The following is a 15,970-nucleotide window of genomic DNA, read 5'->3' as shown; positions in this document are numbered from 1 at the left end:
TCAGACACCACTGCCTGACGGGCTGAATGTGTTATCAGGGGAATGTGTTGTTGTTTCTCGGAGAGAAAATCAAGCTTTTAAGATAACCCGACCGAGGCCGGAATTCAAGTTTTTTCCCGGATTGCAGGGGGTCTGAGACAGGGGCGGCTGGTCGTAAGTCATTTTGTAAAAGGTAGATAAATGCTGGACTTGTAGCATTGTGGCCCACTTCTTTGAGCCCCGGGTGGTCCCGGATGGAATCCGGGATTGCCGCAGGCAACAGGAAACTGTCAGAGTAAATCTGAGAGTCGTTAAGTGGGATTCGAGTCGGATTGATTCCAGCAACGCTGTTGTGTTCTGAACAGGTGAGGCCCCACCGTCAGTTTCCTGCTCGCTGCGCTCAGCCCGAATTGCATTCGGGCCCACCCATCAATTTTGTGGGATGATATGCGAGCTGTTTGTTTACAACCATCACGACTTGGATTTGGCCGGTTTCTTTTTCTGTGGTCGTTTCATTTTCTGAGCCGACTTGCCTGCTTCGAAGATATCGACGTCGCCGTTGTTTTCCTGGGGGGCTCCCGGAGTCGAGCGTCCCCGGTCCACGTAGCTCTGCAGCAGGTCGGTCAATTCTTTGACGACTTCGGGGTATTCGGACTGCAGATTTTTCTGTTCATTCAGATCCGCATTCAGATCATAGAGCTGGATGGGGGGGAGCTGACTGAGATCGTCTTTGCCCGGCCGAGGGTGACTCCAGCCTCCCGATCCCGGACAGAGTTCGAGCTTCCAATGATCTTTCCGGATCGAGAAGGCACCGCGAATCGAATGATGGACGGCGGCTTCGCGGAGGGGCTGCGTGTCTTTGCCTTCCAGTGCCGGCAGGATGCTGACGCTGTCTTCGCCTGCGTTATCGGGCAGTTTCGCACCGACGATATCCGCGGCGGTGGCCATCAGATCGGTCAGGCAGGTCAGCTGATCGGAGTGCGTGCCGGCTTTGACGCGGGCCGGCCAGTTGGCAATGAAGGGGACGCGATGTCCGCCTTCGTAGATGTCGGCCTTGTGGCCCCGGAAGCGGTAGCTGGGTTGATGATCTTTGTCGGCCATCTCTTTGAAGTTGGCTGCGGGGGAGCAGCCGTTGTCTGCGGTGAAGATGACGAGCGTATTTTCATGGATGCCCTGCTTCTTGAGTGCCTGCATCACCTGGCCCACGGTGTCATCGACCTGCATGACGAAATCGCAATACTCGTTGATGCCGCTCTTGCCCTGCCATTCGGGTGTGGGCAGGATCGGGGTGTGTGGTGCGTTGAGGGGGAAGTAGATGAAGAACGGCTTCCCTTTTTTAGAAGCGGCCGCGTGTTCGTCGATGATCTGGACGGTTTTCTCAGTGATGCGGGGCAGCACGTCGATGGCTTCGAAATCTTTGTGGGCAGGGCCATCCCGGAAGAAGGCCTTGGTGACAGTGGGGATACCCTGGCTCTTGTTGTTTTCAATATAGACATAGGGGGGCATGTCGAGTGAGGCACTGATGCCGAAGAAGTAATCGAAGCCGACACTGTTGGGGCCGTTCTGAATCGGTTTCGAGTAATCGACGTCCCAGCCGGGATTGGTTTTTTTGTTATACGACTTCTCAGTGGCGATGCCGCCGTCTTTGAGTGTCCAGTCCATGCCCAGGTGCCACTTCCCGACTGCGGCGGTATAGTAGCCATGCTGCTTGAGCATGGAAGGGACTGTCATGCGATGCTGTTCAATCAGCCGCCGCGAGAGTCCCCAGAGCACGCCGCTCTTCAGGCGGGAGCGCCAGTTATAGCGACCGGTGAGCACGCCGTAACGGGTGGGTGTGCAGACGGAGGAACTGGAATGGGCGTCGGTAAAAATCATCCCCCCTTTGGCGAGTTGATCCAGGTGCGGGGTCGCGATTTTACATTCCGGGTTGAGCGCCTTGATATCTCCATAGCCCATGTCATCGGCGAGGATGTAGATAATGTTGGGATCGTTTGATTTTTCCGCGGCGACGGCAGATGCAGTGCAGCAGAGCGTGGCCACCCAGCATGTAAGCGTGAAGACTATAGAGAGAAACAGAAAACGCGTTGTGCGGGTTCTGGCAGATAAAGCGAGCGCAACGTTGGCTGACGGCATGGTGAGTCCTCTGAGAAATGTTAGTCTGTTGTATTTTCTTCAGTATCAACCAACGGGACCGCAGGGTCAAGCAAATCGTGCTGTGAATCGGCTATGCGACTGGAGAAGCGAGCAAGTCTTTAAAACCCGGTATTCGGGTACCAGCGGCTGTAATAATTTTCGCCCAGTCTGGTCAGGGGGATGGCAGTGGGTTTGAAAATGAGTGAGCCGGCGCTGATTTGCTGGCGATGACCGAGTTTTGAAACGAGCGGCCAGTAAGGACTGCGCCCTTTTTGCCAGGTGAGGAACTGGTTCGGATCCCAGACCGCGATTCCGTCGGCGCCTTGTTCATAGTCCCGCGCGACCGCCTTCAGCAGGCTGTCCGCACTTTCCATTTTCCAGCCGATGTAGAAAGGGAAGATTTTCACATCGGTTCCCTCGGTGATGCGGGCGTAGTAAGCCGTGTCTCCTGATCTGGATTTCAGCCCGCTGGTATAATACGCGAACCAGGCGATGCCGATCTGGTCGATCAGTTTTTCATCAATCCAGCGCTCCACATCCAGTCCGAACTTCCGATTGTCTGCGGGGGTGGAAAAAGTGGAAACGGCCAGTTTAAGACGGCGACTGGGGGTGCCGCGTTGAGTCGCAACCTCATCCAGCAGCTTGCGGATTTTGCGCATGAACTCCGTGACAATCGTCGCCCGTAACTTGAGCACGCGTGGGTCGTCTTCGGCCAGCTGGCGGGGATCGTTTCCGTATTCTTTGATGAATCGCTGACAGAACGGTTCTTCCCATAAAATCATGGGCATGCCGCGATGAAAGAGAAAGCCGGCCCCGTCTGCGCCTCGCTGCAGTGCTTCGCGGTAGACTTTGATCAGATGATCCTGAACTTCCTCTGCGGCGTAGCTGAGATGCATGGTGGGCGTTCCGTCGTAATCGATGCAGCGCCATTCCGGATGGGCTTCATAAAATTCACTCATGAAGAACTCCTCCCACGGCGGTGCCGCTTTCCAGCCGGCAGCACGAAGGCAGATGAGGATTTCCGCCTGCTGACGGTGCGCTTCTTCCACAGCCACTTTCAGAGGGTCAATTCCCTGCTGATGCAGATGGCGAACCGATTCGACATACTCGCGATCGACTTCCCGCGGGAACGTATCCAGCTGCGCCCCCATCAGGTTTCCCACCTGACTCGGATGATGGACGAGATCCGCGCCTCCCACCTGAAACCACCAGGTCTTGAAATCACTTTCACGGTAAGCGGAAAATGTCGCCGCGAGATCGGCGCGATTCTGAGGACGGAACGGGTGAATCCAGGTGTAGCCGTCAAACGTGGCGACTGCGGTTTTGGTTTTCTGTTGAGTCCGATCGGCAATCAACCGAGCGACTTCCTCGTCGGTCAGCGAAATGGTTTTGACGTAATGAATCCGCGCCGGCATGTGATACACGGTAGAGAACTGTAAGTCGTTATTGGTCAGGTCTGCGGTGCCCAGAAATACTTCTTCCAACACATCCCGGCGTTGGGGACCCAGGTCGAGTCGATTGCTCAGCCGGGTGTAAGCCGGGGCGCTGGTGAATTTGACCTCCACATTATTTTTTGCAGGGCGCACGAGATCGGTGATCGAACTCAGCCCGATATAGACGGCGTGCCAGCCTTGTTTGTTGAGCTTTAAGGTCAGGTCCGGTGCCGAGGACTCACGTCCGACCGAAATACATTTTCCCGAGAAGTCAGCCGTTTCATATTCAAACACTTTCCATTTGTTATGCTGGCGCCGATCAGAAAGTGCGTCGGCCGGGAGGCAGCGAGTCAGGTCTGTGATGCGTTCCGCCTGCTTGAAGTTCTGCCACTGCTCAGAGTGGGGCCGCGGCAGCTGTTGTTGAGCAGACGTCGGTTCCGCAGCAGCCAGGTATGTTGCTGATGTCGAGAGGAGACTAAATAGCAGCGCGAACCTGAGGTACCAGGAAGTGTTGTCACTCATAGCAGGTATCCTGTCTGTGAACAGCCTGTATGCGGGGGCTGTTACTTCAACGGTTTGATAAACAGATTGCGGAACTCGACGGGGTCGTTGTGGTGCTGGAGGGCGATGGGGCCTTTTGCCGGAATACCCGGGAGCTGTGCGCCTTCGATGACGGTGGTGCCGTTGAGGACCACTGATACGCGATCGCCGCGCATGGTGATCTCGAAGCGGTTCCACTGGCCGAGCGGACGGTCCGCGTTTTTGATGGGGATGCAGGCGCGGCGGACTTCGGGCGGCATCGTCTTGTCGGTGCGGTAGCCGTTGATTTCGCCGGAACCGAGGACCTGGCTCCAGACGTTGAGCTGAGCTTTGGAACTGCCGCGGAGATAAATGCCGCTGTCGCCGGCATCGAGATGCGGGCGAGTGACGCGTTGGCGGGGATTGTCTGCCTCCATCAGGAAATCGCCGTTAAACAGCACGATGGGGTGCGGCTTCATTTCCGGTTCAGCTGACAGACGCCAGTCGACAATCAGGACAAAGTCTGCGAATTCGTCCTTCGTCCAGAGGTCGCGGTCCGCCCGTTTTTTAGACTCGGCCTTGCCGTCGTAGTGAATTTCGCCATCGTGGGCGACCCAGTGCCCCTTGTGTCCCGGCCGATGGTTCCAGCCGGCAAAGGTGAGTCCGTCGAACAGCGACTTAAAGCCTGCGTCAGCCTGAGCGACTTTTTCCGGCGGCGGGTTGCTCGAGGGTAATTCGCGAATGCGGATGTTGCGGAAATGCACTTCGGTGTGTTCCGCCTGCAGGCCGATAAAGCCTTTGACGAGGCTCGTCTGTTTCGCACGCGTGACCACCTTCCCGTTGACGGCCAGTTCCACCGTGCCGTCTTTGGTTGTGAGAACATATTTGTTCCAGTTTCCCGCAGGTTGACAGCGTTTTTCGAGGGGACGGGCTCTCGCAGTGGTTCCCTTCTTATCGGGGTCGGTCAGCGGCACAAGCGAGGCACCACGGATTCCAAACAGACTGCCATGATCTTCGTCGAGCAACTGAGCTTCGATGGCACGCGGATAGGGGGCCCCGATCTGCGGCAGTGCATCGGCGTGGAAGAACAGACCGGAATTGCCGCCCGGTTTCACGTGCAGGCACTCCATTTCCAGTACATAGTTTTCATACATCCGATCGGTGCGCAGGAAACAACGGGGTTCGCCCGTGCAGACGATTGCGGCGTCTCGCACCTGCCAGGTGTCGGGCGCTCCGTTGACGTTGACCCAGCCGGTGAGATCCCGACCGTTGAACAGTTCTGTTTCAGCAGCCGGTAACGGAGCGTGAAGCAGACAAAGCGAGACAAAGCAGAGGACCAGCAGCTTCACTCCGGCGTTGATACGTACGTTGCACTTCATGCGTTCCTCGTCCTTTATTCTCACTCAAGCCTGGTGGGTGTCAGCAACGGTCAGCGATTGCCTTGAAGGCGATGTTCTTTATGATTGCGGCGGCTTGCCATCGATCCAGGGGCCGGCGAGCTTCTGATATTCGGGCGGGTACATGACGCTGCCGGTGTCGCCCGCGTGCCAACCGGGCACGTGGCGGGGTTTGGCTTTGGCCTTGGAGAGTTTCTCCCAGCCGTCCGCCCAGCTGCTGTTGCCGTCGCTGACCTGTCCGTCGCGGTCGACGTGGAACACCTTACCTTCGCGGTAGCTGCGTACGGCCAGATTGACGAGCATGACGGCGGCGGCACCCAGTTCCGGATCGTTATTGACGGAAGTGGGTTTGCCCGAGCGGATGGCGTCGAGCCAGTTCGCGCAGTGCGTCGACACGATGTCGAGATCCGTTTGCACGTGGAATGTCTCGGGTTTGAGATCGCTGTTGAGCGTGACCTGCGGTCGTTCGGGGACAAATTCGAACGAACACTTGCCGCTGTTGCCTGAACAGCTCTTGTCGAACAGCAGCAGTCCGTTGTGGCCGCGGATGATGTGATCCAGTTTGCGTTCTTCGCTGACCATGGTGCTGCTGACCAGCCCCTGTACCCCTTCGTGGAAGTCGGCGATGATCGAGGCTACGTCGGTGACTTCGCGATCGTCGTATTCAAAAAAGATCCCGCCGCCACCGACCACGCGACCGGGCTTGCGGAGCCCCGTGGCTTTCAGCATGCCGGTCACCCGATGCACGAACAGATCGGAGAACATGCCATAACCGAAGGCCCAGTAGCAGCGCCACTGTCCGAAGATCTCTCGGTCGAAAGGCACGTCGGGATGAAAGCCTTCCTCCACGCCGAGGAAGCGACGGAAGTCGACCGTTTGTGGCGTCATTTCTTTCGTGATCAGGTTGTGCCGCGACATGCCGAACTTGCCGTTACGGGCACACTCGGTCTGGAACTGGACGACCTTACCCAGCAGGCCGGCGTCGATTTTCTCGCGAGCCATGTCCCAGACAGGGGCACTGGTCGACTGCACGCCGACCTGCATCACGCGATCGCTGGCTTTCCAGGCGGCGACGACTTCGGCGGCCTCTTCGACCGTGTGCGTCATCGGTTTTTCGCAATAAACGTGTTTGCCAGCGGCCAGGGCATCCAGCGTGATTCTGGCGTGCCAGTGATCGGGGGTGCCAATCACGACGGCGTCGATGTCTTTATCGCCCAGCAACTCGCGATGATCGACGTGCGTGGTTGGCGTGACGCCGGTCTGTTCCTTGATGTAGTCGACAAACCGCTGGCGATGCACCGAGTAGACATCGGCGACAGAAACGAGATCGATGTTGTGACCCAGCTCACGGAGTTTGACGAGTTTCTTCGTGAGTGTATTGAAGCCGCGATTCCCCGCGCCGATCACGCCGATCCGCAAACGACTGTTCGCATCGGCTGCGCGGGTCTTTGTGGCTGCCGCCAGCAGGCTCGCGGCGGCACCGGTTGTGGCGCTGGTCTTGATGAACTCACGGCGTGATACGTTTGATTCCGTTGGTTGCGTCATTACTCGTTTCTCCAAACTACGGTTGAGCCAGTCCGCTGTTGCTGACCATGGATGAAAACGGGGGCGATGCTGAATATAAATCAACGTCGATATGAATGCTTTCAGTATCAGGCAACCGGACCTCTGGGTCAAGTAATACGTGCAGGGAAGCACTGTTCGGGTATTCTGGCAGCTGATATCACGGCTGAGGCACTATGGCGAATCGCTGTTTGATCTCGCCGGCAGAATCCAGGGAGACAACACCAATATCGCCCCGAACCTGAATTCCCTCTGCAGAGAATGTCGCCGGTTCATTCCCCTGGCGGCGATAGACGATTTCGCTACTGCCATCCGGTCGGATACAGCGAAAAATCAATGCGGCTTCGTCAGCCTGTTTCAGTTCGACACGATCTAGACACCATTTCTGGTCAGGACCGGCCGGCACGAGGATCCATGCGCGTGTCGTTGTTCCAGACGCTTTCCATTTGAAGACGGGAGTCCACATGGGGGCATGCGCATCTCCGACGACATGCCAGCCCTGAATGTGTGGTTCGGTCTGTCCGTGAATCAGTGCAATGTCCAGCCCTTCGGTGACCACGGGGATGATGCGGAGTGCAGCACCAGCGTCCCAGCAGTGAACCATTTTAGATTGATCGTCGACAATGCCAGCATGGTTTCGACGTGAATGGAACAGCGCCTCGTATGCATGCAGTCCCTGGTCGGCTGGTTCGACGGTATCGATCACGACCCAGTACGATGTCGTGGGAGGGTTGTCGCCTTTGATGAAGATGATCTGCCGCGTCTGTTTTCCCTCGATCCGTTTCTCCGGGGCGAACCATCCATGGGTATGGAAGCCTTCTGCGTAGTCAAAGTGATCGGTGGTCTGCCAGCGTCTTTTTTCGGGGAGGTGTCCCTCGATTTCGTATCTGGGATACGTTCTGGCCTGGACACCGCCATCGACCAGCAGCGTGTTGTAACCGCGTGTTGATCCTGTGTAAGCCGCATAAGGGCCACCGGAGTATGAGCCCCGTCCGCCGCTGGCCAGTAACTGATGACCTCCGTAATCCACATAGATGTTGAGCTTATCTTCTTTACCGTGACTGGCGCCGACCGGTCCGGCATCCATGAACAGGTAGCGGTGTTGCGGTCCCCAGCCGGTCCGCATTACAAAGTGTCCGGCATTGGGAAAGTAGATGGACTGATACGCCGGCGGTTGCCCCTGTGTGCCTCTGGTCGCCATCCAGAGAAAATCGTCGCGGTGAGGGAAGAGCTTGTGGGCGCGTTGCATGTGGTCGTCGATCATGCCCCAGCCCCCATCGTTCATGTCAATCTGTCCCTGGTCGGGGCGGGAGAGAGCGATGGGATGCCGATACGCCAGTTCGAGCGTATCCAGAAACTGCTGCGGGACGTCTCGCCCGACTCTGCGATAAAGGGCGATCATGTTCTCGAGCGCCATCAGCGAAGCCCAGTTATAGCCGGTACTCAAGCTGACGTGACTTCCGTCAGCATGGAACTGTACCCGAAGGACTTCCTCCCAGCGTCGAACGGCCTCCTGTTCCCAACGCTTTGACTCAGCCAGTTCCGGGAGCATTAATGCGGTTTGCAGGAGTGCGACGCAGATGTGAGCTCCGCCGTCATCATGGGCGGCGAAGCTGCTGGGGTTCATGATCAGCCGCGCCTGTCGGATGAAACCCAGCAGCATGTGGAAGTGGGCTGCGTCTGAGAAATCTGCTGATTTGCGGAATTCATCGTAGGCGGGCCACCAGGTCATCTCACAGCGTCGACCGATGTTGCTGGTGTTGAGATATCCCGGCTCAAACGTAGTCCCATCCATCCAGTTTAACTTGCCGATATCCGGATTCCGGGGATGTAAAAAGGGTTCCCGTGCCACCCAGTCCTGGACTTCGCGTGCGAAGCGGTCGACGTAACGTTTGTCTCCGGTTTCCGCGTATGTTTTTGCCAGCGAGACCCAGTGGAAATGTCGCGTCAGGTGACCGTTGCATAAATCCCAGCGGATGGTGCCGTTCTGATCGACAAAGTGCTGCGTGTTTCCCGCTCCGTCGACATAGGTCTTTGAGAAACTGAGGAAGGGACCGCGAGTGCCATAACGATCTTCCAGAACGGCATCGGCAACTTCACGGTAATTCGTACCACAGTATACCGGCTGGAACCCGGGGCCTTTCGGTGTGGTCCGGGTCCGCAGATGTTCCAGCAGCAGTTGGCCGGCGCGAGCTCGATCCTGCTGCTCGATCGCTGCAGCGACTTTCGTCAACGATGGGTGTGTCAGATCGAGTGCATCGAGAACAATGTCCCGCGGGGCGGGGTGAATGACTGACTCAAGATCCTGGATCTCCCTGACATTCAATTTGCTGAAAGTCGCTGTATTCTGACGCGGGGTCGTGCCTCCCGTTACGGCATAGAAGCCGATATAGCCGGGGACTACTTTGCCTTTCTTCGTAAACTCAAAAACGGGACGGTCCATGTGCTCGAAGTAAAAGCGCAGTCTGGTTCCCTCTTTGACGGGCGAACAGAGAATGCGGAGTTGGTAGCTTCCCGGGTGGGGGGTGAACTCCCAGGGACGCTGGTATTCTCGATGATCAATCCAGCCCGGTAGTTTAGGAGACGGTTCGCGGCGTGGCTCGTTGATTCCGTCGATCCAGATGTCCCAGAAACCGCGGTGCGCTCCTTCACGTAACTCGAAACGAATCTGTTCCGTTTTGGAGAAGGGGTCCTCTTCAGGGGTTTTGAGGCCAAACGTCAAACCAGCAATCGCCTGGAGATCACCGGCGGTGTGTTGTGTGGGATCAATGTGCGCTTCAATCAGAAACGTTTCGAAATCCGGTTGTCTGCTGTCGAGGATCAGGCTTTGCTGTCGCGTCGACGTCGCTGCCTGAGTGGTGAGTTTCGTCACAGATTCACCGGACGATTCTGCTGCGCACTCATGCCTGCTGTGAAGCATCAGGGAGATGATGACAACGGTCACTACACCATAAAACGCTTTCACTGTACCATCCCCCTCGCTGAAGATTTGGTTGATCCAGACGCAGAAAAAATTATATCCCGAAGCGAGCCCGAGCTCAAATCCATCAACACGCCATGGTGGTCTACACAGGTGTAGATCCTGCATGGTATTACGGGATGTTTTTCCAGCGTAGTTCGCGGAACTCCGGTGCAGGGCCGCGCCAGTTTTTGCCGACGATTCGTGATTTTCCTTTACCTCTGCGCGCGGGCTGAAGTCTTTCGGCAGGGGTAATCTTCAGCTGACGGATCCCATCCCAGCCTGGTAATGGATCACCGTTCCAGTTCTGAAAATCTTCTGATTTCAGCTGGATGTTCTGCCAGTCGCTGCCCCCTGTGAGCTCAACCTCTGCAGCGAAGTCGTCAATCACGAGCACCAGCCGATTGGATTCTGCTGCGTGAACTTTCAATGCGAGCTCCGCCTGCTGTGGTGCTTTCCATGTTGTGTCGTTGAGTTTATGCGTGATCAGCGTCCATTCATCCGGTCGATAATTAAACCATTCCTTTTGCCAGTCACCTTGAAAGTCTTCGATCAGTAATGTCGGTTCAAGTGTGTTACGCGTTCCTGCATGTTGAAGTTGTGTGGGAGTAACCTGAGTCAGTAGTGACGAGAGATTAAATGACTTAGTCAAATATGGCCGGTAGTAATAGCCTGCTCCGGAAACGGGTTTGTCGAGAGAATACCGTACATTCGCGTAAACCCAGAGTGGCTGATCAACACTTCCCAAAGGCAGCGGTGCCGTCCAGGTGCCGTCGGTTTCGGTCGCCGATGCATGATGCCAGAAGCGGTGCATCGTCTGCAGTCGATCTTCGGGACGCTCGTCTTGTTTACCCTGCTGGGTATAAAAGATATCGACCGAAAGAATGGGCCGGGTATGATCTGGTTGTACCTGGAAACGGGGGATGTGATCGCTGGTCTTGAGAATCAGCTTCGTTTTCGGTGTCTCAGGAAATGTGAATGCTGATTTTAAATGCTGGTCCATCCACAGCATCGTCGCGGCTTCAAAATCGGGCGTGTCCTGATGATTGTGGTGTGGCGAGCAGGTCACGCGCCATTCCTTGCTGCGGATTTCGTTGATCGCATCGGGCAGGTTGCCCAGACGTCCGTGAAAATCGTTGGCGGGACTGAGGAAGATGATGGGACAGGAAATCTGCTTCAGGCTGACATCATCACCCAGGGTCGCGCAAAACAGCGGGCTCCGATTATATCGATCGCTGATACCGCCACAGGAAGGGGCAGCCGCTTTGACACGCGCGTCGGGAGCAGTCAAGACGGTGAGCTTGCCGCCCATGGAATGTCCATAGACGCCCAGTCGATCGGGGTCGACCATCGGCTGCGCTTCCAGAAATGTGAGTGCACGACGTGCCGCGAGCGCGGCGAGAAACCAGCCGCTGTTGCGCGGCGACTCAACTTCATCGAGAGTCCAGGCGGCGGGCATGGCACTGGGAAAGACATTGCCAGGATGCTTTCCCGGGGCATGATATCCGTCGAGTGCGCCCCAGTCGGTGGTTACTTTGTAGTTCGGATCGTCGGTCTTACCCTCCCAGAACAGCTTCACTTCAGCCGGAGTCACCCGGTAGTCCGGGGCACTGATTCGTCCTGCCCAGGCAATGGAGACGGTGGCATACCCGCGTTTGCCATTCATGAGGCACGCCTGGTGATCGGCGTATTGTCCGCCGCCATGAATCTGTACGAGTCCCGGAAGTGTTTTCCTGCTTCCGCTGGCGCTTTTGGGGAAACCAAAAATTGCTGCGAGTCTCGCGGTCTGTCCTTTGAAGACGCCGATGCGAAATCGCACCACACTGAGCATCACGCCCTCTTCTTCCCATTCTTTGAGAACTTCGGTTTCAAGCGGTTCTTTATGCGGATCAAAACCGGCCCACATCGCTTCGAAATTTTGAGGCGCGGCGCCGTCCTGCAAAGGGGGCAGCGTCTCGGGGTTCTGCCCGAAAACAACAGAGGACGAGAATAGAATCAGAATCCAGAGAAATGTGCCGTGTTTCATGTGGAAGACCCGCCTTGGAAGTTAAAAGTCATTTAGACGACGATCGGTTCACTTACTCTCGCACAAAGCTGACAGGCAGGTTCAGTTCCTGTCTTGCGGCTTCTTTTTTAACGCGGCTTTGATTTCGCGAGCGACCTGTTGTGCCAGTTTTTGGGAGCCGGCGGGTTTGAAGTGGACGTTGCCCGGTCCGGCCCAGAGGGGCGCTTCGAAGTCTGAAGCGAGCTGGTGCAGGTCGTTGATTTTGATGTTGTGTTTCTGCATGATCTTTTTCGCGACCTCGTTGTATTTCAAATCGTCGCCGACAACGCGCCCCGCTTCGCCTTCCGGAACCGGAGTTGTGGTGGCCCAGATGAGCGTGGCGTTCGTCTGCTCCAGTTGACTGACTAGTGTTTCCAGATTTTTCTCGTACTGTGCGAGGGGGACCGAGATGGTGCCGTTGACTTTGTCACGGTGTCCCTGGGTTTTGGAGTCGGGGTGCCGATAGCAGAGGTCGTGCAGGCCCCAGTTGAAATGGATCACGTCCCAGTCAGTTTTGCCCAGCCAGCGCTGGAGATTTTTGAGGCCCCGTTTCGTATCGCCGCAGTTGGCTTTGACGCGTTCGACGTTCGCGACCCCTTTCAGCAATTCGATGGTGGGTTTGGTGTAACCGATGGAAATCGAGTCGCCGATAATCAGCACGCGGGGCAGGTCGGGATCTGCTTTCGGGCTCTGCTTCTGAGTCTTTTTTTGTTGTGCGTGTGTGACTGAAGCCAGACACAGAATCATGAGGCAGGCGATCAGCAGACGGACGTAGGCGCGTAGTCGGGACATGTTCTTGGTTCCTGATGGGTATGAAATTCGAATACCATTCTATTCAGTATCAGGAAGTCGCAGATTTGGGTCAAGCAGGACTTATCAAGAAGCATTTATGTTGAAGTGAAACGAAGGGCGAACGATGACTAGGGAACTACATTCACCCGCCATAGAAAGAAGACCCGTTTCAACGGGGCTCCTGAGGGATTCCTGCTGAAAACCTGGATTCCACTAAAGCGCTGCTGGTCGATGATGAGGTCTGTTACCCAGTGGATTCGGAACCAGTGTTTGTGCAGATGAAAGTTCAGCCAGTTGTGCTCTGACTTTAAATATCCGGGGATGCGCTGCTGCTGTAAATATTGACAGAAACGCAGTGCATCCCGTTCGTGTTTCTGGTGAGTTTCAGGCCACGTTGTCTGTTCCGCATAGTTTTGAAACTGCTCTGATGCACTGGAACCCAGGCTGTGCCAGGTCTGTGGAATGAGTTGGGCGACCTGAAACCGTCGTTTGCTGAGCAGTGCCTCTGCCTGACGGTCCAGTTGATCGCAGTCGAGTGAGGCGATGACCTGCGCTGCTTCTTCCGAAAGTCCCTGTGTGGTGATGAAGGTCGCGGGACACGACCGGAGCTGGTCGCGCAGGCTCTGGTTGTGCAAGAGAAGTGCGAGCATTCTAACCGTGTCGGGCGAGTTCACAAGTTGCCTCCAGCCGCTGCAATTCCCTGGCCAGTTCGTCGACTGCTGGAATATCAACATCCCGTTCCAAAATGACCGCTTCCACTGGTGCATAACTGACGACTTCCTTGAGCAACTCGTAGAGGTTGTCTTGAACTGGTTCACTGTGTCGATCGTGATAGACACCCTCCCGGATCGAATAGCCGACAATATGCACCTGGCGAATGAAGTCCGCCTCAACTTCATGCAACCAGTCGAGCGGATCAAAGTCATGGTTCTGACTGTTGATAAACAGGTTTGTGACATCCAGCAGGAGGCCGATTCCGGCACGCTCACACAAGCGATTTAGAAATTCCGGTTCCGTAAACTCTCCGGGGATGCGCAGGTACGAAGTGATGTTCTCCAGGAGCAGCGGGCGCTGACAGCGATCCATGACTTCCCGCGCATGGTCGGCCAGGGTGGTTAAAGAACCTGCTGTCATCGGCAGTGGATTGAGATGTCCCAGGTCGACGTCGTCCGTCTTCGTAAACGCGATATGTTCGGTGATCCACCTGGCGTTGGTTAGATCTGCCACCCGTTGAAACTGGCGCAACGTGGATTCATCGAGCGGTCCGGGTGTTCCCAGGGAAAGCCCCAGACCGTGTACGGAAACCTGGTAATGATCGGCCAGTTGCGTCAGTACTGCAGTGCCAGAATCAAAAAAATGCTCGGCAGTGACTTCCACGCAATCCAGTTCTGGTGGATGCGACAGGACCCAGTTTGCCAGCGGCTGGCGCATGCCAATCCCCAGCAGGGGGACTTCGATCATTTCCTGATGGTCAGTCACCGCCACACCCTCCGCAGCCGCCACCACCACAGCCTCCCCCGCAACTGCTCCCGCAACTGCTCCCGCAACTGCTGCAGCTGTGATAGTTGCTCGACCAGTCAGCGGAACCACCTGATCCGATAGAAGCGACGCAAAGCAGGATTAACGGACCCAAAAACATCATCATGACCAGTAACCCAAATCGATGCATATCGTGGGTAAACCCATACGCAAGACGAATCAAACCGACTGCTTCATATGTCAGGATGCCGATCAGGGCTCGGCCCGTAGTGAATTGTGAGGTCATTCGTGCACAGATACATGTGATGGCCAATCCGACCCCCAGACAAAAGAATAACAGAATGAAAACCGGTCCGCTGCACCATATTTGCAGAATACTTATTACGATTACGATCAGAGAGCAAACTATGATCCAGCTTCGCTGTACTGGATTTTGTGGTAAGAGATTGATGAGAGAAGCTGCGATGAGGCTGAGTGTGCCCGGCGTTTTTTCGGGTATTTTTGGCGCGGGGCCATATTCTTCATTCTTCCGGTTACAGGATTTACAAACGGGATCTTTTCGGTCCAATTTCGAAAAACAGACGGGACACCATATTGGCTCTTTTTTTGCGACCCGGCGTTTGAGCTCTAATTCTTCGTTGCAATTACGACATCTGACTTTCCGGCCTTCCAGGTCAGAACGAACGAGGTATTTTTTTCCACACTTGCAGGTTACCCTGAACTTGCTCGAAGTTGTTTTGCTCATTGCGTTGCCTCCATCTGGTCGACCACCTGTGTGGTTTCATGAATCAGAGACATGAAATCATTATAGACCTGCTTTAATTCCGCAGAGGCAGGTGGCTGTGGCAAAGTGCGAAATTCAAGAATCTTACGGACGACCGCAACATCGATGTGGAATTCATCGCTAAATTCATTCAGGGCCTCACTGTCTTCTTCCGGGACGAGACCTGTCTTGACCAGCAGGCAGGCATTTACATTGTTCAGGAACGCGGTTGCGGTTTCCAGCAGCGTTTGCACTAACTGCTCTGGATGCTGACGCCGGTGCAGATAAAAGGTACGAAGCCGGATCATGATATTTTTCAGCTCCTGTTCGCACCTTAAACGTAAATGTTCATCCGAAATGACCAGGTCCGAGACCACGTCTTCTCCGTGCAGCAGTGTGTGATACTCTTTGATGTTATGAAATTTGACAGGAAAGACATCACAGGACGAGGTGATATCTTCGTGAGTCAAAATCATAGTCGCCAATGGAATTTGCTTTTCGAATTGAGAAATGGAGTCAGCAATCCGATCCAGTAAGTCACAGTCAATCTGGATCAAGACGATCATCAGATTGACTTTACTATGTGTCGCGTCAAACTGCTTTGCTTTAATCAAATCGCCAAAAACGATCAGGGATCTCAGTTCATTACCCAGTTCAGCGGTAAGAGCGTCCCGCAATACATGGAGCATTTTCACAATCTGTGCGGAGTCATGAGGGCGTTGCCTGGTAAAGAACTTCATGAGATTACCTTTAGATTGAAAAACACGAACCGTCGATTAGACAACGAGTATTCCATGTTTACAGCTCAAATAAAACTTCATTAAGTTTAATTTTTAGCAGATTTCGAATCTCACTGCGTGGCAGCTACTGTATTGATCCAGTTGACGGGTGGGTTCATCAGGCCCGGCA

Annotated in this window: 10 protein-coding genes; all 10 read right to left on the bottom strand. The window is 55.2% G+C overall.

Annotated features, from left to right (window positions below; genetic code table 11):
• Nucleotides 1–450 precede the first annotated feature (450 nt).
• Nucleotides 451–2,112 carry a sulfatase family protein gene (locus tag F1728_RS13200; protein WP_155364492.1) on the bottom strand — a complete coding sequence of 554 codons (1,662 nt, stop codon included), beginning with the start codon at nucleotides 2,110–2,112 and terminating at the stop codon, nucleotides 451–453.
• A 119-nt stretch (nucleotides 2,113–2,231) separates the two neighbouring features.
• Nucleotides 2,232–4,067, bottom strand: coding sequence for a family 10 glycosylhydrolase (locus F1728_RS13195; protein ID WP_155367383.1), 1,836 nt, complete (start codon nucleotides 4,065–4,067; stop codon nucleotides 2,232–2,234).
• 41 nt (nucleotides 4,068–4,108) lie between these two features.
• Nucleotides 4,109–5,443 carry a 3-keto-disaccharide hydrolase gene (locus F1728_RS31645; protein ID WP_228030729.1) on the bottom strand — a complete coding sequence of 445 codons (1,335 nt, stop codon included), beginning with the start codon at nucleotides 5,441–5,443 and terminating at the stop codon, nucleotides 4,109–4,111.
• 78 nt (nucleotides 5,444–5,521) lie between these two features.
• On the bottom strand, nucleotides 5,522–7,021 hold the full coding sequence (locus F1728_RS13185; RefSeq protein ID WP_228030727.1) for a Gfo/Idh/MocA family protein: 1,500 nt from the start codon (nucleotides 7,019–7,021) through the stop codon (nucleotides 5,522–5,524).
• Nucleotides 7,022–7,184: 163 nt separating this feature from the next.
• Nucleotides 7,185–9,989: a heparinase II/III family protein gene (locus tag F1728_RS13180; RefSeq protein ID WP_194242803.1), complete on the bottom strand. Its 2,805-nt coding sequence runs from the start codon at nucleotides 9,987–9,989 to the stop codon at nucleotides 7,185–7,187.
• A gap of 127 nt (nucleotides 9,990–10,116) precedes the next feature.
• Complete coding sequence (locus F1728_RS13175) at nucleotides 10,117–12,009, bottom strand: dienelactone hydrolase family protein (RefSeq protein ID WP_155364490.1); 1,893 nt, start codon at nucleotides 12,007–12,009, stop codon at nucleotides 10,117–10,119.
• A gap of 81 nt (nucleotides 12,010–12,090) precedes the next feature.
• The gene (locus tag F1728_RS13170; RefSeq protein ID WP_155364489.1) at nucleotides 12,091–12,819 is read right to left on the bottom strand and encodes an SGNH/GDSL hydrolase family protein; all 729 of its coding nucleotides are present in this window, start codon (nucleotides 12,817–12,819) and stop codon (nucleotides 12,091–12,093) included.
• A gap of 128 nt (nucleotides 12,820–12,947) precedes the next feature.
• Nucleotides 12,948–13,493, bottom strand: a complete 546-nt coding sequence (locus F1728_RS13165) for a hypothetical protein (RefSeq protein ID WP_155364488.1) — start codon at nucleotides 13,491–13,493, stop codon at nucleotides 12,948–12,950.
• Nucleotides 13,471–14,322 (bottom strand): DUF692 domain-containing protein, encoded by an 852-nt coding sequence (locus F1728_RS13160; RefSeq protein WP_155364487.1) that lies wholly within the window; start codon nucleotides 14,320–14,322, stop codon nucleotides 13,471–13,473. The genes F1728_RS13165 and F1728_RS13160 overlap by 23 nt, the downstream gene beginning before the upstream one ends.
• Before the next feature lie 717 nt (nucleotides 14,323–15,039).
• Nucleotides 15,040–15,801: a hypothetical protein gene (locus F1728_RS13155; protein WP_155364486.1), complete on the bottom strand. Its 762-nt coding sequence runs from the start codon at nucleotides 15,799–15,801 to the stop codon at nucleotides 15,040–15,042.
• Nucleotides 15,802–15,970: the final 169 nt, after the last annotated feature.

This window comes from Gimesia benthica (assembly GCF_009720525.1).
In the GTDB taxonomy this organism is placed as follows: domain Bacteria; phylum Planctomycetota; class Planctomycetia; order Planctomycetales; family Planctomycetaceae; genus Gimesia; species Gimesia benthica.
This window is presented reverse-complemented; position numbering and strand designations above follow the sequence as displayed.